This is a genomic window from Brevibacillus aydinogluensis, from assembly GCF_961514395.1.
Lineage (GTDB): Bacteria > Bacillota > Bacilli > Brevibacillales > Brevibacillaceae > Brevibacillus > Brevibacillus aydinogluensis.
In genome coordinates, this window is record NZ_OY569118.1 from 3794700 (window position 1) to 3810517 (window position 15818).

Here is a 15818-nt window from a genome sequence, read left to right on the forward strand (position 1 = left end):
TCGAAAAAGCCGTACACAAACAGACAGGAGGGCCGCGGCATCAACGGGGGACTGTTTTGGCGTGCATGCCACCAACCTCCCGGACTGTGTGATCATTTCCGCCATTTTCCCAAAAAGGAAAAACCATTCCGAATCCATTATCCGGAAAATCCCGGAAAAAGACAAACCTCTCAAACGCCCCCCGGTTCTTCCCCTGCGGCACAGGCTGCCCGTCCGGCTGCCGAGTCAGAACAGGCCGGAGTCATTCTTTATTGACTTTTCAGGAATTAACGGTTATGATGGATATGCGTAAACGTGAATATGCGATTTGAATGGAGGAGCCTGTCACCTGGGTTTCCTATTGCCTTTTTTACGAAAAAGGCGGGGAAATCGAGGTGGCAGGCTCTTTTTTCATTCGCATCCGTTGCAACACATCAAAGGGGGAGTGTCCATGATTGTCTTTGAACTGGCGATGATTCTGCTTGCTTCCAAGATTGCGGGGGACATTAGCGTCCGCTTGGGGCAGCCCTCCGTACTGGGCAAGCTGCTGATTGGCATCGTGCTCGGGCCTACGGTGCTCGGGGTGGTCAACGACACGGAAATTCTCAAGGAAATCAGCCAGATTGGTGTCATTCTGCTGATGTTCATCGCGGGGCTGGAAACCGATCTCGACGAGTTCAAGCGGACGGGAAAAGCCTCCACATTCGTCGGCGTGGCCGGCATCCTGGCGCCGTTGACAATGGGGTATCTGGCGGGCACCGCCGTCGGCATGTCTCCGCTGGAAGCGGTCTTCCTCGGCCTGTTGCTTTCCGCCACCAGCGTCAGCATTTCCGTGCAGGCGCTTAAAGAGCTGGGCAGGCTGCAGTCAAGAGAAGGAGCAACCATCCTGGGTGCCGCAGTCATTGACGACGTACTGGTCATTCTCGCCCTGGCGTTTGTGATGAGCTTTACCGGCGGCGATGTCAATCTCGGCATGGTGGTTGTGAAAAAAGCGGTGTTTTTTGCCGTCGCCCTGCTGCTCTCCTGGAAAGTGGTGCCTTGGGTGCTGAAGCGGTTTGCTCCGCTGCAGGTAACCGAGTCTGTCGTATCCGCCGGACTGATCATTTGCTTCACGTTCGCCTTCCTGGCCGACTATGCGGGAGTCGCCGCCATCATCGGCTCCTATATCGCCGGCGTGGCCATCAGCATGACCCCGTACAAGCAGAAGATGTGTGAAAAAGTGGAAACGCTCAGCTATTCGGTGTTTGTCCCGGTGTTCTTCACCTCCATCGGGGTCACGGCGTCATTTGCGGGCATTGGCGAACATCTCGGCCTGATTGCCGGCCTCAGCATCCTTGCAATCCTGACCAAACTGGTCGGCGGCGCGCTCGGCGCGAAGCTGTCTGGTTTTACCTGGGGCAGCTCCCTGGGCATCGGCGCGGCGATGGTGTCCCGCGGGGAAGTGGCGCTGATCATCGCCTCCATCGGACTGGAAACCGGGTTGCTGGCCGAAGACATGTTTGCCGCCGTCATCGTCGTCGTTCTCGTGACGACATTGGTGACGCCGCCGCTGATGAAGCTGTTTTTCACCCAACAAAAGCTGGCGGCGGAACGCCCCGTGTTGAGACGAGAAGCGTAATCCGCCGCCGAAAGCCGGGACAGCAGTCCCGGCCAATTTTTTTGGTCAATGACGCGATTCGTTCTACTTCGTTTCCCGATGCACCGTCCGCCGCTTCAGCCGCGGCGAATACTTCATCAGCTCCAGCCGCTCCGGGGTGTTTCGCTTGTTTTTCGTCGTGATGTAGTTGCGGTCTCCCGTCTCCGTGCACTGCAGTGTCACTGTTACGCGCATGGTTTGTTCCTCCCTCTTGTGTTTTTCGGCCTGCCTTGATCAGCCATGTCTTGCAACTCCTTACGCACCTGTAAATCGTAACGAATACGATTTATCCAGTATTCTACCCCAATGGCAAACTGTTCGTCAAAACAAAACGTAATCTTTCCGATCTAAAACGTGTGGGAATCCTTACCCGATACAATGAATAGACCCATACTCTATGTCCAGCGGAAGGAGCCCGCGGAAGATGAAATTGACTCAATCCCTCGCCGACCGGATTGTCAAACGCACAATGGAAGTGACCAACCTGAACATCAATGTCATGGATAAGGACGGCGTCATCATCAGTTCCAGCGATCCATCGCGCATCCAAACCTTTCACCAGGCAGCCCGCCAGGTGATTGCCACCGGGGAGGAAATGCTCCTCGGCGAAGAAGATTGCCAAAAATGGACGGGAACAAAGCCCGGCATCAACATGCCCATTCGCTTTCAGCAGGAGATTGTCGGCGTGATCGGCATATCCGGCGCCCCGCAGGAAGTGGTTCCGTTTGGCAAAGCGGTCAAGATGATGACGGAAATGATGCTGCAGCAGGCGTATCTGACGGAACAGATGGAAATGGCGGAGCGCTCCGTCAATTTTCTGGTGCAGGAGATGATTTCCGGGACGCTGGACCCTGCGCGCGAAGTGGTAATGTCCCGCGGTGCCCTGCTCGGTCTGGATTTGTCCCGTCCCCGCTCGGTCGTGATCATCCAGGCAACCGGCTTGAAGGACGGAGATGAATGGCATGCTGACCGCAGCTTCCCCCGCAAGGTTGCCGCCTGCTTCCGCAATTCCGATCAGGTCTGCGTCTCCGTGACAAAGCGGAACTGCTGGATCGTCGTCACTGACTTGAGCGGTCTCCGCAGCAAAGAGCAGATCAGGCAGTATTTGCACGAGGCCGCCCACAAACTGCTGGAAGCAGCCCCCGCCTCCCTGCGCAGCCGCCTGCTGATCGCAATGGGGCGCGGCTATGAGGACGTCTATGAGCTGGAACTGTCGTTCAAGGAGGCCATGCAGGCCCTGCAGGTGCTGGAACGCTTCCCCGCCAAGGGGGCAATCGGCCATATTGACGACATGACGCTGGAACTGCTGCTGCTCGAAACACCCCCCGCCACCCGGCAGGTGGTGGTCCGTGACGTTCTCAAGGATCTCGTCAAACACGACGAACTGTTGGAAACGCTGCACGCTCTGTTTTCCGCCGATCTCAACCTGACGGCAGCGGCTCAAGCGCTCAACATCCATCGCAACACGCTCCTGTACAGGTTGGACCGGATTGAGGAGATGCTGGGACGCAATCCGCGCCGCTTTGCCGAAGCGGCCAAAATCAAGCTGGCGCTGGAACTGCACCGCCTCTCCCAAACTGGATAATTCTCACAGAAATCTGACAGCATTCGACACGCTTTTTTGGTGGTTTTGCAAAATGTAATCGCCTTCCCAATTCTTGTATAGTAAATGGTAACATCAGACAAACATGAGAGGAATGACTATGAATACTGATTCGTTTTTGCAGGATGGTTTTTTCGACGAAATTGTACAAATTTTGCACGAGGAGACCGGTCAGCACATCAACATCATGGGTGAGGGAGGTGTGATTCTTTCCTCCACGCGCCCGGAACGCATTGGCACCGTGCACGAGGCCGCCAAAAAGATCATGCTCGGCTTGATTGACGAAGCCCTGGTGACGGAAGAGCAGGCACGCCAACTGGAGGGCGTGCGTCCAGGCTCCAACCTGCCGATCGTGTACAACGGCAAGCGAATCGGCGTGATCGGCATGTCCGGCAATCCGGACGAGATGCTGCCGATCGTCCGCGTCGCCGCCCGGACCGTCGTACTGTGGCTGAAAAACCGCGAACAGATCACGGAACAGCAGAAGGCCTCCCAGCAGGTGTACGAACACCTGCACAACATGGCGGCCACGATTCAACAGATTTCCGCCAGTTCCGAAGACTTTGCCGCAGCCAGCCGAAACGCCCTGCAGGTGGTGACCAATGGCGAAGAACAGATCAAACAGATCACGGACGCGCTAAAGATGATCAAGGAAATCGCCGACCACAGCAACCTGATCGGCTTAAACGCCGCCATCGAAGCCGCGCGGGCCGGAGAAGCGGGCAGAGGCTTTCAGGTCGTCGCCACCGAAGTCCGCAAACTGGCATCTGTCTGCCAAAACACTGTCAAGCAGATTCAGGAGATTCTTCGCCAGGTGCACGTCACATTCGGCAGCATCAGCGAACAGGCCAAAGCAAACGACGACAAGGCACAGGAACAATCCATCGCGCTGCAGGCGCTGGTCAAATACGTGGACGACATTGAACAGATGATGGAAACCCTGGCCAAGGGAGGAACAGCATGAAGATTGTCATCGCACCTGATTCGTTTAAAGGAAGCCTTACCGCCAAACAGGTGGGAGATGCCATCGCGGCAGGCGTGCGCAAAGCGCTGCCGGACAGCGACATCGTCATCAAGCCGATGGCCGACGGCGGTGAAGGCACCCTTCAGTGCTTGGTGGACGCCACCGGCGGCAAGATTTTGCAGGCCACGGTCAAAAATCCCCTCGGTCGACAGATCACGGCGGAGTTCGGGATTCTCGGAGACGGGAAAACGTGCGTCATCGAGATGGCAGCCGCTTCGGGTCTCTACCTGATCGACGCGTCCGAGCGCAATCCGCTCGTGACCACCACCTACGGGTTCGGCCAATTGATCAAAGCCGGGTTGGACCTGGGCTGCCGCCGCTTTATTCTGGGGATCGGCGGCAGCGCTACCAACGACGGCGGGGCCGGCATGCTGCAGGCGCTCGGGTTCGCCCTGCTGGACGGGGACGGCCAGCCGCTCGCGTTTGGAGGAGGTGAACTTCATAAACTGGAGCGAATCGATTCGAGCAGTGCCGATCCGCGGCTGTCAGAATGCGTGTTTACCATCGCCTGTGACGTGGACAACCCGTTTGTCGGTCCAAACGGCGCTTCCCATGTATTTGGCCCGCAAAAGGGAGCCACGCCCGAGATGGTCAAACTCCTGGACGACAACCTGCGCCATTTTGCGGATGTAATTGAACAAACTCGCGGCATCGCCATCCACGACCTGCCGGGGACCGGTGCGGCTGGCGGCGTGGCAGGCGCCCTCCTCGCCTTTCTGAACGGCGAGCTGAAGTCCGGCATCCAGATTGTCAGTGAAACCACCCGGCTGGCCGAAGCGATGGAAGGCGCCGATCTGGTGTTTACCGGCGAAGGGCAGGTCGACCATCAGACGGCACAGGGCAAAACACCCTGTGGGGTGGCAAAGTTGGCGCAGCAGCGCGGGATTCCCGTCATCGTCCTGGCGGGTTCCATCGGCACTGGGATCGAGGCGCTGTACAAGCATGGCGTCACCGCAGTAGCCAGCATCATCAACAAGCCAATGACGCTGGAACAGGCAATGGCGCAAACCGCCGGACTGCTGGAACAGGCAGCCGAACAACTCACGCGCATATTCGCAACCAAGGGAGGATTGTCATGAGTCCTGAAGTTATTCAGTTGGGACCAATCATTTTGCTTCTTCTGCTGCTGGCGATTGTCTTCATCGTCTACGCGACCGCCAAGTGGAAGCTCCATCCGTTCTTATCCATCATTTCCAGCACATATCTTTTCGCATTGGCGACCAACTTTGTCGGCTCCCTCAGCGGTGTCGAGGAACCGATTATCGCCGACATCGGCAAAGAGATTGCCGGCGGATTCGGCAGCATCATCACCAGCATCGGTCTGGTCATCATCTTCGGAACAATGATCGGCAAAATCCTGGAAAACTCCGGTGCCGCCGTCAAAATGGCGGAAGTGGTGCTGCGCCTTCTGGGCGACCGCCATCCGGCGTTGGCCATGTCGATCATCGGTTGGATCGTCTCCATCCCGGTCTTTTGCGATTCCGGATACGTCATTTTGTCATCCCTGAAAAAATCGCTGGCGAAAAAGACAGGCGTTAGCGTCGTTACCCTGGCAGTCGCTCTGTCCACCGGCCTGTACGCCACCCATACACTGGTGCCGCCGACACCGGGTCCCATCGCCGCCGCGACCAACGTCGGCATTGGACCGGACGGCCTGTTCTGGGTAATCGTCATCGGTCTTTTCGTCTCCATCCCGGTCGCGCTCGCCGGACACATCTGGGCCCGCAAAGTGGCGGCCAAGCTCCCGGTGGAACTGGATGAGGCTGTGGAAAGCTTTGAAGAGTTCAAAGCCCGTTTCGGCCAACTGCCATCTGCCTTCGCCTCGTTTGCGCCAATCGTGGTTCCGATTGTCCTGCTGGCCCTCGGTTCGTTTGCCAACTTCCCGGTGGGAGTCGATGCCCAAGGCAACAATGAAGTGCTGATCACCGGCTTTGCCAACACACTTCTCACCTTCCTGGGCGCCCCCGTGAACGCGCTGTTTATCGGTTTGCTCTTCGCTATTTTTGGACTATTGCCACAACGCAATGAGGAAACGCTGACCAAGTGGATGGGCGAGGGCCTGCTGGACGCTGCTGTCATCATCATGATTACCGGTGCGGGCGGATCGCTCGGCGCGGTCATCAAGGCTACTCCCATCGCCGATTACGTGAAGACGCTGATCGACGGCAATGTCGCCTTTGTCGGCGTGGGCGCGCTGATCATCACCTTCCTGATCGCCGCCGTCCTCAAAACGGCTCAGGGCAGCTCCACCGCCTCATTGGTCATCACCTCAACAATCATGCTGCCGCTCCTGCCATCCCTGGGCCTGGATGCGATGATGGGCACTGTTCCCATCGGGCAGATGCTGACGGTCATGGCCATCGGCTGTGGTGCCATGGTGGTCAGCCACGTGAACGACTCCTATTTCTGGGTGGTCACCCAGTTCTCCAAAATGAGCCTGTCCACCGCCTACCGTGCCCAAACGATGGCCACGCTGGTTCAAGGCTTGGTCGGCATCGTGGTGGTATCCATTTTGGGAATCATTTTCCTGTAATCTTTGCCACAAAAAACATCCCTCTCTTCTCCCGCAGGAAAGAGAGGGATGTTCGTTTGCAGACACAGCCTCAGGGTGCGCCTGCTGTCATTTCTGTTTCTTCGGCGTCACCTTGTGGAGGCCGATCGCTTCTCCGTAACGACCGATGACAGGCTGGTAGACGGCCGGATTGTTCACCGTCCGCTGGTCGATCAGCGCCGCCGGGCGGTTGTCTTTCCACGTCATCACGCTGTAGACCTTTCCCGTTTCCGTAGGCATGGTGATCAAAATGTCGTTCACGCTGTCCTGATTATAGCGGCCGATGTGCAGTTTCGGCAGATACGCCCGATCCCATTGGCCTACGGATGCATACGTCTGCTGGTTGGTTTTCCCCTCGCGGACGACGAGACGCAGATTGTCGGCCAGCAGGTTCATGGACGCGCCCATTTTGTGCCCCACCAGCAGCACGTGGTCGCGCACTCCATCCCCCGTCACATCTGCGTACCTGGTGTCCAGCACAAAGGTGCTGTCATTGTCCATGCTAAATCCTGTGTTGACGTCCACTTCGGGGGACGGCAAGTTGTCCCAATCGCCTTTGTCGATGGTGAGTCCGACGAGCTGCGGTTTCTGGTTGACCAGTGTCCAGACGCTGGTGGCCACGGCGATCCGGTCGTACCCGTCCACGCCATACAGGACCTGGCGGCCGAGATAGCGGATACTCCCGTCCGCCTCGTAGTACGGGACCAATTGAACCAGCTTTTCGGCAAAGCCTTTGATCGGTTTGCGCAGCTTGCCGTTGGCCTGGTAGACACCGTACCTCACATATCCGTCCTTGTTGGGACTCACGTCAACGGTGGTGACGCCTTTGAGATGGCTGCTTGTCACCTGTGCCCGAAATCCATCTACAAATGTTATCCCAAACGTAATCGAGTGCTCAGGCTGAATGCGCACCACGGTGGCAAACGCTTGCGGATTCACCGCCTTCGCATGAACCGGCTCCACATTCGGTCCCGGCGCCAAGAGAATCGCACCGCCGCAAAGCACGGCCGATACGGTCTTGCACCACGCTTTCATCACTTCTTCCTCCCTTTGTCATCCCTGCTTTTTGGCATCCTGCCGTCTGTAAAAACAGATTGCAGAACAGTCAGTTTCTCTAATCCGTCAATGAGCTGACTCTGTTTTCATAAACGGTGGCAGTTGCCAAATTGTTGCAATTCGGCATGTACCTTTTTCACCCTCGGCAGTGGATCAATGTCACCGGTTTGCAACTCTTTTTCCTTCCAATCCGGCTACAATAAGGGCAGATTTGCCAACACTGCATAGAAAGGAACGAAACCACCATGAAAAAATCGTGGCTGTTGCCAACCGCTCTCGCTGTTTTCACTAGTGCCTGCGGCCTGAACGACACGCCAAATGCATTGATGCGGGCGCCGTTGGCAGATGCCAACCAACAATCGATCAACCAAACGGTTATGCAGTTTTTGCCGCCCGGCTCACAGCTGACGGTGCCGCTTCACCCTGAAGAGGCCAGCGCGGTCAACCTGCAGGACCTGACCGGTGACGGCAATCCCGATTTGATCGCGTTTTACAAAACGGAAAAAACGGATTACGAAATTGGCGTGCTTGTCCTCAGTCAAAAAGAGGGAAAATGGAAAAAGACAGCGTCCTTGACCGGAATCGGCAGCGAATTGGACTACGTCCAGTTTGTCGACGTTACGGGCGACAACGTCCCCGAGATGCTGATCGGCTGGGGCGGCGGTGAAGGGCTGAACAAGGAACTGTCCATCTACTCCTGGCAGCAGGAACAGATGCGTGAGCTGTTGAAGCAATCGTACGCAGCCATGGCCGTCGGCGATCTCACCGGTGACAAGAAAGCGGAGCTGGCACTGATCTCGCACGACCACGACAAGCTGACGTCCAAAGCAGAGGTGTACGGTATCAAGGACGGACAGTTGGACAAGCTGGCCGAACTGCCCCTGGAGGGAGGGGTAAACGGCTATGAACAGGCGACGATCGGGAAGGCGACACCGACCCAGTCGGCGATCTTTGTCGACGCGGGCATCGGAGCACACTCTGGCATGACCGAGTTGTTGGTCTGGCAAGACGGCAAGCTGGTGCGTCCGCTGACCAAGGCGGACGGTGACATCTCTATGACCTTTAAACCCTATGTATTGCCCAGTGAAGACATCAACAACGACGGCATTGTTGAAATCGGCATTCACACCCAGCCGCCGGGCACCGACGATCTTGCCATGGTGGAAATTCCGTGGATCGCTTCCTATTACCAGTGGGACGGAGCGGCCGGCCTGCGCCACGTCGAGGACCACTATCAGTCGTACGGCATCGGCACGGATTTCCTCATTCCCGCCAGATGGAAGGACAAGTACACCATTGAAGTAGACCGCGACTCTGCCAATCCTCCCGTGCGCCTGCTCTATTACGGCCAGGGAGGCAAGGAAAAGGCGACGCTGCTCACCCTGCAGGCTGTCCCGCAGAAGGATTGGACAAAGGTCGAAGCGTCCCTGAAGGAAAAGCAAACGCCGTATATCGTGCTGACGGAGCAGGGACAACAGGTGGTAGTGGCGATTCAGCCGCAGGAAGCCAGCGGGTTGAGCGGTGCCGCCCTGCGTGAGTACAATGCCATGCTGCTGACAGCAGACGAAATCCGTCAGTTGTTCCGTCCGCTGAAAATGCCGATGTAACCGATTATCTTACCCGCAGGAGCAAGGAGTAGAGACGATGAAAGTGTTGTTGCTGGAAGACGAGAAGTCGATTCGCGACTTTGTCCGCATTAACCTGAAACGGGCAGGCTGTGAAGTGGTGGAAGCGGCCAGCGGGGAAGAAGCGCTGGAAATCGCCGAAAACCAGCCGGACATCGAGATCGCGATTCTCGACGTGATGCTGCCGGGGATCGACGGCTTTACGGTATGCGGGCACCTGCGCCAGAAGTTCCCCCGGCTCGGCATTATCATGCTGACGGCCAAGAGCCAGGAACGAGACAAGGTGATGGGCCTGGAGTTTGGGGCGGACGATTACGTGGTAAAACCTTTCAGTCCGGCGGAGTTGCTGGCGCGCGTCAAGGCGCTGCACCGCCGGCTCTACTCCCTCCCCGCTCCTGACGAGGCAAAACACCTCATCGACATCCATCCGTTCACGCTGCTTCTGGACGAGCGAAAGCTCTTGAAAGGCAGTCAGGAGATTGTGCTGACCCCGAAAGAATTTGCCATCATCAAGCTGCTTGCGGAAAACGCGAACAAGGCGATCAGCCGCGACGAGATTCTCACCAAGGTCTGGGGTCAGTTTTTCGTCGGCGACCTGAAAGTGGTCGACGTGAACATTCGCCGCATCCGCCAAAAAATCGAAGAAGACCCCGCCCACCCCAAATTCGTGGAAACGGTTTGGGGCTATGGTTACTTATGGCGAAAGGAAACGAACAATGAGAGGGATTAGGGCCAGACTGATCATCCACTTCGGGTTCATCCTGTTGTTGATCGTGCTGGTGTTGGAAGGGTTGTTCTACTGGGCGGTGCATACCTATTACTTCGGCACCGCCACCGAAACGCTGGTCACGCGGGCCACTACGTTCACCACCTTTATCAACAAGTATGCAGGCACGTACGGGCTGAAAGAAAAGGCCCGCTATATTTTGGAGAATGTTTCAAACGGGGAAACTGCCAAGGTGGAAGTGCTGGACACCGGGGGAAAAGTGCTGCTCAACTCCTACGGATTTCAAACCGCCGAGGTGATTGACACGCCCGACCTGAAGGAAGCCCTGACAAACACGACGGGCATCTACGTCGGCAAGTCACCGCAGACACCGGAGCGGGTCATCGCCGTCTCCAACCGGCTTACCTACCTGGGGGAAACGGTCGGTGTCTTGCGCTACACCATTTCCGCTGAACCGCTATACGCAGCCGTCTACAAGATTGCGATGTACGGCGCAGGCGTCGGGGCCGTCGTCGTACTGTTTGCCTTTGGCCTGAGCCTGGTGACAGCCAAGCGCATGGTCGACCCGATACTGGAGCTGACCCGAGCGGCTACGCAAATGGCGACGGGCAATTTTTCCGTCCGGGCGGCCAAGCGCTACGACGACGAGGTGGGCACGCTGGCGGAGACGTTTAACTACATGGCCGAAGAGATCGGCAAGAACGAAAAACTGAAAAACGACTTCATCTCCTCCGTCTCCCACGAACTGCGAACGCCGCTCACCTCGATCAAGGGCTGGGGAGAGACGCTCCTTTCCGGCGGGCTGAACGATCCGGAAGAAACAAGGCTTGGCCTGGAAGTGATCGCCAAGGAAACAGATCGACTGATCGGCTTGGTGGAAGAATTGCTGGATTTCTCAAAGTTTCAGTCGGGCGAGCTGAAACTGTCGCGGGAGCGGCTGGACCTGCGCGACGTGCTGGAAGACGTCCGGGTGCAGTTCGCTGTCCGCTCGCACGACAAGGGTGTAGGGCTGCAGGTTGTCGTGCCGGATGCCCCCCTGCCGGTTACAGGTGACGTCAACCGGCTGAAGCAGGTCTTTGTGAACTTGCTGGACAATGCCTTCAAGTTTACCCCCAGTGGCGGGACGATCACCGTAACGGCGGAGGAGACCGGGAGATGGGCGGTCATCGCCGTAACGGACACGGGCGAAGGCATCGACCCGGAAGACCTGCCCCACATCACGGAGAAGTTTTTCAAGGGGCGGTCCAAACAGGCCGGCAGCGGCCTGGGCCTCTCCATCTGCCAGGAGATCGTCCAACTCCACGGCGGCCATTTCCACGTCGACAGCCGGCTCGGCAGCGGAACCACGGTAACTGTCGAACTGCCGCTGACAACGAAATGACGCCCAGCTCCCTCAGGATGACCACTGCAAAAACAGACCACGAACGGCAAATAGCCGGCAGCCCTCTCCACGTGGACGGGCTGCCGGCTTGTTCGTTTTTCGCCTGATGGGATGAGAAGCTGATTAGAAGCTGTTTTCGATCACCAGTTGATCCAGGCCAAAGCGCGCGGTCGGACGAGCGGGCACACTGGCCTTGCCCACCGTAATCATCATCACTGGAATGTAGCGCGGCGGGATGTTGAGCGCCTGGATAAGCGCGTTACTATCAAAGCCGAGCATCGGGCACGTGTCGTATCCTTTTGCTTTGGCGGCCAGCATCAACTGCATGGCTGCGAGCGAAGCATTGCGGATCGCCTCGTCGCGCCCAATTTGCGGATTGTTGCGATACGTCTCTTCGATTTGGTTGATCAACGTTTCCCGCACTTGTTCGGTGACGTACCCCTTGGCCAGCGCATCGTCATAGACCGGACGTGCCGATTTGTCCGCCTCCAAATCGCCGAGTACAATAATAGTGGCGTAGGCGTCTACCACCTGCTGCTGCCCGTAGGCGATCGGCAGAAGCTGCTCTTTTTTGGCCCTGTCCGTCACCACGATAAAACGCCAGTGCTGCAGGTTCCAAGAAGACGGGGCAGTCGCGGCCAAACGCAGGATTTCGTTTAATTCCTCGCGGGGAATCTCTGCGTTGGGATCGTATTTGCGCACGCTGTGGCGTGCTTCCATGACTTGTTCAGCCGTCAGTTTTACGTCTGCTTGCATACGGGAAGCCTCCTCTGTCACTCATATGGTAACACTCTTACTTTATATTAGTCGCTTACGTATTGCAACAATACAATATGCCGGAACACCAGTCTTGCTCCTTTACCAGTGTTCCACACCCGTTTCATTCGAGGGGCCGGCCCATTTTCGTTGACAGGAGGAATTAATCATGTCGTTTGCAAACAAAATTGTCGTTGTCACCGGAGCCGGGCGGGGAATTGACTTTGCTGTCGCCTCCCTGTACGCCGCCCGCGGCGCCCACGTGGTAGTCGCCGAACAAAACCGAGAGTCGGGAGAAGCCGCAGTTTCAGCCATCACCGCGGCAGGCGGAACCGCGGTTTTCCATCCGGTCGACGTCAGCGTCCCGGCCGAAATCGAGGCACTTATGCGCATGGTTTCGTCCCGCTGGAACAGGTTGGACATTCTCGTAAACAACGCCGGCATCTCACAGTGGGCCTCACCGTACGAGCTTTCGGTCGAGGAGTGGGACCGCATTCTGAACACAAATCTGCGCAGCGTCTTCCTCTGCTCCCGGGAAGCGGCCAAGCTGATGCGCCAATCCGGAGGCGGCGCGATTATCAACATCGCTTCCACGCGGGCACACATGTCCGAACCGCACTCGGAGGCATACGCCGCCTCCAAAGGGGGCATTCTCGCCTTGACGCACGCCCTGGCCGTTTCTTTAGGACCGGACAACATCCGCGTCAATGCCATCTCGCCCGGCTGGATCGAGACGGGCGATTACTATGCACTGCGGCCGGAGGACCACCACCAGCACCCGGCCGGACGCGTCGGCAAACCGGAAGACATCGCCCGCGCCTGCCTGTTTTTGACCGATGAAGGCAACGATTTCGTCACCGGCGCGGAGCTGGTGATCGACGGCGGCATGACGCGGAAGATGATTTACGTGCCGTAAGCCGCGCCGCCGACTGCGAACTGCGCATCGAAAACATAAAAGGGACGGTTCCGAGCAGATCACGCTGCGTGGAACCGTCCCTGTTTCATGTGCCAATCCTTCGTTGCTACCAGGTGCGGATTGGCGGCGAACCCGGCGGATGGTGGTTAAGCTGTTCCAGGATCGGGTAGCCGTACGCCATCACGATCAGGAAGACCAGCACGCCCACCCAGACCGGCCAGCGCTCCAGAATGCGCGGTGTATGTTGTACTGTCTCCGTTTCCGCAATCGGATACTCGGTTTTTCCTTTGGGTGCAAAGAACGTCAGATAACCGAGGATCAACAGCAGCAGAATCGCCGCCGTAAACAGCAGGCCTCCGCCAAAGGCCATGACGCGCTGATAATCCATCCATTCGAGCGCGACCGGGTGATCCATGTAGGTCGTGTAGCTGGTTCGCCGAGGCGATCCCTGCAAGCCCATGTAGTGCATCGCAAACGACATCAGGAACATGCCGACTGCCCAAAAGACCGTCTGCACCATGCCCATGCGGTTGGCTGTACGGGTGAGCGTCCGTCCCGTCAGCGCCGGAATCAGCCAGTAGCTGACACCGAAGAAGGTGAGTGCGACTGCCGCTCCTATGGTAATGTGGAAGTGGCCGGTTACAAAAACTGTGTTGTGGACAACGGCGTTCATCTGGTTGCTGGCGTTGATAATCCCCCCGGCCCCGGCCGGAATGAAGAACAGCATGCCGACAAATGGTGCGAAGAAGCGCACATCCGACCACGGCATTTTTTTCAGCCAGCCAAACAGGCCGACTCCGCCTTTTTTCCGTCCGGTCGTTTCAAATGTGGCAAACATGGAGAACGCGGTCATCAGCGACGGAATCACGACAATCAGCGTCAGGATGACGTGGATCATCTTCCATCCCGGCGAGATGCCCGGTTCCATCAGTTGGTGGTGGAAGCCGACAGGGATGGAGAACAGCAGCAGGCAGATAAATGCCAGCCGGGCCAGCGAGTCGCTGAACACGTGGCCGCCGATGACCCGCGGCACGCATACGTACCAGGCAATGTACGCCGGCATCAGCCAGAAGTAGACCAGCGGATGGCCGAAGAACCAGAACAACGTCCGGCTGAGCATGATGTTGATCGTCGAGGTCCAGCCAAACGACCAGGGAATCAGCTGGAACAGCACCTCCACTGCCACGGGCAGCGTGGCGATGATCCACAGCAGGAAGGTCGTGACCGACATGAACACGAACAGGGGTGACATTTTCCCGCTATTTTCCCGTTTCCATTTGCGATAGCTGCTGAAGATCGCGAATCCGCCCAGCCAGCTCCCGACGACCAGCAGGGCCGCCCCGATGTAAAAGTACGGCGATGCCTTCAGCGGCGCGTAAAAGGTGTAGAGAACGGACGCGTCGTTGGTGATGATCGTCACGAGCGCCATGGCCGTACCGACTGTCATCAGCACCCAGCCGGCCCAGCCCCATCTCAAGGCAGCGGCGTGCAGGGCACCGCCGGTAGTACGCGCTACCCCGGAAAGCAGAAAGCCGATGATGAAGTACGTGGTAAAGATAAGTGCCATCAACACGCCGTGCGCGGTCAAAATCTGATAGTAGTTGGTCCAGCTCGGCAGTTCGATGAGGCCGCCGCGCACCATCCCCTGCAGCATTCCAGCCAGCGCCGCAAGTCCAAACGCGACATACGCCACCCAGATGTACGAAAGACTGAGACGAGCCGTCGAGCGGTCTACAGGCGTCTGACTAAATACAGCGATTTTCATGTTCCGTCACCTCCTTATTTCACCGTGATTGTGGTCGCCATGACCTGATGGCCGGCGCCGCAGTATTCGTTGCACAGAATCAGGTATTCGCCCGGCTTGTCAAAGGTGTATGACGCGGAGTTGATGTGTCCCGGCATCACCATGAAGTTGACGTTGGTTCCGGGAATCTGGAACCCGTGCACTACGTCCGGGCTGGTGACGTGGAAGTTGACCGTGGCTCCCAGCGGCACCTCCATTTTCCCCGGCGCAAATCCGAAGGCAAACGCCGTCATGTACGCGTCGTATTCATTCTCTCCCACCTTTTTCAGCCCCGGGTTGTCAAACGGAGGCGTTTGGGTCACCTGGGCCGGGTCAATCATCTCCATGTTGCTTGGCGGAGCCATTCCCATGGCAAACGCGTTGACGCACAAGAGTGCGATAAACAGCGCCAGCCCTCCCGCTCCCAGCGCAAGCCAGATTTTCTCGTAACGGTGCAAATGCATCGTGTCATCTCCCTTCTGCCTTTCACCTTGCTACGCCCGATTCAAAAACAGGGCAAATACGCCAAACCAACTGAGGAGAATGAACGCCCCTACCAACAGCACGGCGGCAAACGTGCCCTTCAGGTTCTCCTGCTCGGGCTGCGTCGGCTTGGCCTGGTGCTGCGATTCCGTACGCGTCTCCACGGCTCGCTCCTCCTTTCCATGCCGTACCGGCTGCGTTTTACGCTTTCATTCTATCCCCCGGCATGAGGGAAGTAAGTCAGGGAAAACCCCTAAAATGATCCAGGAACCTCCCGATTTTTCCCGATTTCTGTCAC

At 57.5% G+C, this 15818-nt stretch carries 15 protein-coding genes; 9 read left to right on the forward strand and 6 right to left on the reverse strand.

Annotated features, from left to right (window positions below; genetic code table 11):
- The first annotated feature begins 430 nt into the window (after positions 1-430).
- Positions 431-1597, forward strand: a complete 1167-nt coding sequence (locus Q7F15_RS18800) for a cation:proton antiporter (RefSeq protein WP_230077665.1) — start codon at positions 431-433, stop codon at positions 1595-1597.
- Positions 1598-1660: 63 nt separating this feature from the next.
- Here Q7F15_RS18800 and rpmG read toward each other — a convergent pair whose 3' ends face one another.
- Positions 1661-1810 (reverse strand): 50S ribosomal protein L33, encoded by a 150-nt coding sequence (gene rpmG, locus Q7F15_RS18805; RefSeq protein WP_171566106.1) that lies wholly within the window; start codon positions 1808-1810, stop codon positions 1661-1663.
- A 229-nt stretch (positions 1811-2039) separates the two neighbouring features.
- Between rpmG and Q7F15_RS18810 the strand changes: the two genes are divergently transcribed.
- The 4 genes from Q7F15_RS18810 to Q7F15_RS18825 all read left to right on the forward strand — a co-directional run bounded on the left by Q7F15_RS18810 (position 2040) and on the right by Q7F15_RS18825 (position 6775).
- Positions 2040-3200, forward strand: coding sequence for a CdaR family transcriptional regulator (locus Q7F15_RS18810; RefSeq protein WP_171566105.1), 1161 nt, complete (start codon positions 2040-2042; stop codon positions 3198-3200).
- 118 nt (positions 3201-3318) lie between these two features.
- Complete coding sequence (locus Q7F15_RS18815) at positions 3319-4182, forward strand: sugar diacid recognition domain-containing protein (RefSeq protein ID WP_304414791.1); 864 nt, start codon at positions 3319-3321, stop codon at positions 4180-4182.
- Entirely contained in the window at positions 4179-5321 is a 1143-nt protein-coding gene (locus Q7F15_RS18820) for a glycerate kinase (RefSeq protein ID WP_212133033.1), read from the forward strand. Before Q7F15_RS18815 ends, Q7F15_RS18820 begins: the two co-directional genes overlap by 4 nt.
- Before the next feature lie 26 nt (positions 5322-5347).
- Positions 5348-6775 carry a GntP family permease gene (locus Q7F15_RS18825; protein ID WP_212133053.1) on the forward strand — a complete coding sequence of 476 codons (1428 nt, stop codon included), beginning with the start codon at positions 5348-5350 and terminating at the stop codon, positions 6773-6775.
- A gap of 87 nt (positions 6776-6862) precedes the next feature.
- Here the strand turns inward: Q7F15_RS18825 and Q7F15_RS18830 are convergent, their stop codons facing one another.
- Entirely contained in the window at positions 6863-7828 is a 966-nt protein-coding gene (locus Q7F15_RS18830; RefSeq protein WP_171566101.1) for a YybI family spore inner coat protein, read from the reverse strand.
- 266 nt (positions 7829-8094) lie between these two features.
- On the opposite strand from Q7F15_RS18830, the gene Q7F15_RS18835 reads away from it, so the two are divergent.
- From Q7F15_RS18835 to Q7F15_RS18845, 3 genes are read left to right on the forward strand one after another with little or no spacing between them, the layout of a single operon-like run.
- On the forward strand, positions 8095-9456 hold the full coding sequence (locus tag Q7F15_RS18835; RefSeq protein WP_171566100.1) for a VCBS repeat-containing protein: 1362 nt from the start codon (positions 8095-8097) through the stop codon (positions 9454-9456).
- 37 nt (positions 9457-9493) lie between these two features.
- The gene (locus Q7F15_RS18840) at positions 9494-10204 is read left to right on the forward strand and encodes a response regulator transcription factor (RefSeq protein WP_171566099.1); all 711 of its coding nucleotides are present in this window, start codon (positions 9494-9496) and stop codon (positions 10202-10204) included.
- The gene (locus tag Q7F15_RS18845; RefSeq protein ID WP_304414792.1) at positions 10191-11582 is read left to right on the forward strand and encodes a sensor histidine kinase; all 1392 of its coding nucleotides are present in this window, start codon (positions 10191-10193) and stop codon (positions 11580-11582) included. Before Q7F15_RS18840 ends, Q7F15_RS18845 begins: the two co-directional genes overlap by 14 nt.
- A 123-nt stretch (positions 11583-11705) precedes the next feature.
- Here the strand turns inward: Q7F15_RS18845 and Q7F15_RS18850 are convergent, their stop codons facing one another.
- Positions 11706-12338 (reverse strand): nitroreductase family protein, encoded by a 633-nt coding sequence (locus Q7F15_RS18850; RefSeq protein ID WP_171566097.1) that lies wholly within the window; start codon positions 12336-12338, stop codon positions 11706-11708.
- A gap of 169 nt (positions 12339-12507) precedes the next feature.
- On the opposite strand from Q7F15_RS18850, the gene Q7F15_RS18855 reads away from it, so the two are divergent.
- The gene (locus Q7F15_RS18855; RefSeq protein WP_304414793.1) at positions 12508-13254 is read left to right on the forward strand and encodes an SDR family NAD(P)-dependent oxidoreductase; all 747 of its coding nucleotides are present in this window, start codon (positions 12508-12510) and stop codon (positions 13252-13254) included.
- 106 nt (positions 13255-13360) lie between these two features.
- On the opposite strand, the gene Q7F15_RS18860 is transcribed toward Q7F15_RS18855, so the two are convergent.
- Genes Q7F15_RS18860 through Q7F15_RS18870 form a run of 3 tightly spaced genes read right to left on the reverse strand, consistent with a single transcriptional unit; the run spans position 13361 to position 15684 of the window.
- The gene (locus Q7F15_RS18860; protein ID WP_171566094.1) at positions 13361-15019 is read right to left on the reverse strand and encodes a b(o/a)3-type cytochrome-c oxidase subunit 1; all 1659 of its coding nucleotides are present in this window, start codon (positions 15017-15019) and stop codon (positions 13361-13363) included.
- A gap of 14 nt (positions 15020-15033) precedes the next feature.
- Positions 15034-15501: a cytochrome c oxidase subunit II gene (locus tag Q7F15_RS18865; RefSeq protein ID WP_171566093.1), complete on the reverse strand. Its 468-nt coding sequence runs from the start codon at positions 15499-15501 to the stop codon at positions 15034-15036.
- Between the two features lie 30 nt (positions 15502-15531).
- Positions 15532-15684, reverse strand: coding sequence for a cytochrome c oxidase subunit 2A (locus Q7F15_RS18870; RefSeq protein WP_171566091.1), 153 nt, complete (start codon positions 15682-15684; stop codon positions 15532-15534).
- Positions 15685-15818: the final 134 nt, after the last annotated feature.

Bases quoted from the DNA above. Each gene is read 5' to 3' on its own strand.
- Q7F15_RS18820 (WP_212133033.1), top strand. From the start codon at position 4,179: ATGAAGATTGTCATCGCACCTGATTCGTTTAAAGGAAGCCTTACCGCC.
- Q7F15_RS18835 (WP_171566100.1), top strand. From the start codon at position 8,095: ATGAAAAAATCGTGGCTGTTGCCAACCGCTCTCGCTGTTTTCACTAGT.
- Q7F15_RS18860 (WP_171566094.1), bottom strand. From the start codon at position 15,019: ATGAAAATCGCTGTATTTAGTCAGACGCCTGTAGACCGCTCGACGGCT.
- Q7F15_RS18800 (WP_230077665.1), top strand. From the start codon at position 431: ATGATTGTCTTTGAACTGGCGATGATTCTGCTTGCTTCCAAGATTGCG.
- Q7F15_RS18810 (WP_171566105.1), top strand. From the start codon at position 2,040: ATGAAATTGACTCAATCCCTCGCCGACCGGATTGTCAAACGCACAATG.
- Q7F15_RS18845 (WP_304414792.1), top strand. From the start codon at position 10,191: ATGAGAGGGATTAGGGCCAGACTGATCATCCACTTCGGGTTCATCCTG.
- Q7F15_RS18865 (WP_171566093.1), bottom strand. From the start codon at position 15,501: ATGCATTTGCACCGTTACGAGAAAATCTGGCTTGCGCTGGGAGCGGGA.
- Q7F15_RS18850 (WP_171566097.1), bottom strand. From the start codon at position 12,338: ATGCAAGCAGACGTAAAACTGACGGCTGAACAAGTCATGGAAGCACGC.
- Q7F15_RS18855 (WP_304414793.1), top strand. From the start codon at position 12,508: ATGTCGTTTGCAAACAAAATTGTCGTTGTCACCGGAGCCGGGCGGGGA.
- rpmG (WP_171566106.1), bottom strand. From the start codon at position 1,810: ATGCGCGTAACAGTGACACTGCAGTGCACGGAGACGGGAGACCGCAAC.
- Q7F15_RS18840 (WP_171566099.1), top strand. From the start codon at position 9,494: ATGAAAGTGTTGTTGCTGGAAGACGAGAAGTCGATTCGCGACTTTGTC.
- Q7F15_RS18815 (WP_304414791.1), top strand. From the start codon at position 3,319: ATGAATACTGATTCGTTTTTGCAGGATGGTTTTTTCGACGAAATTGTA.
- Q7F15_RS18830 (WP_171566101.1), bottom strand. From the start codon at position 7,828: ATGAAAGCGTGGTGCAAGACCGTATCGGCCGTGCTTTGCGGCGGTGCG.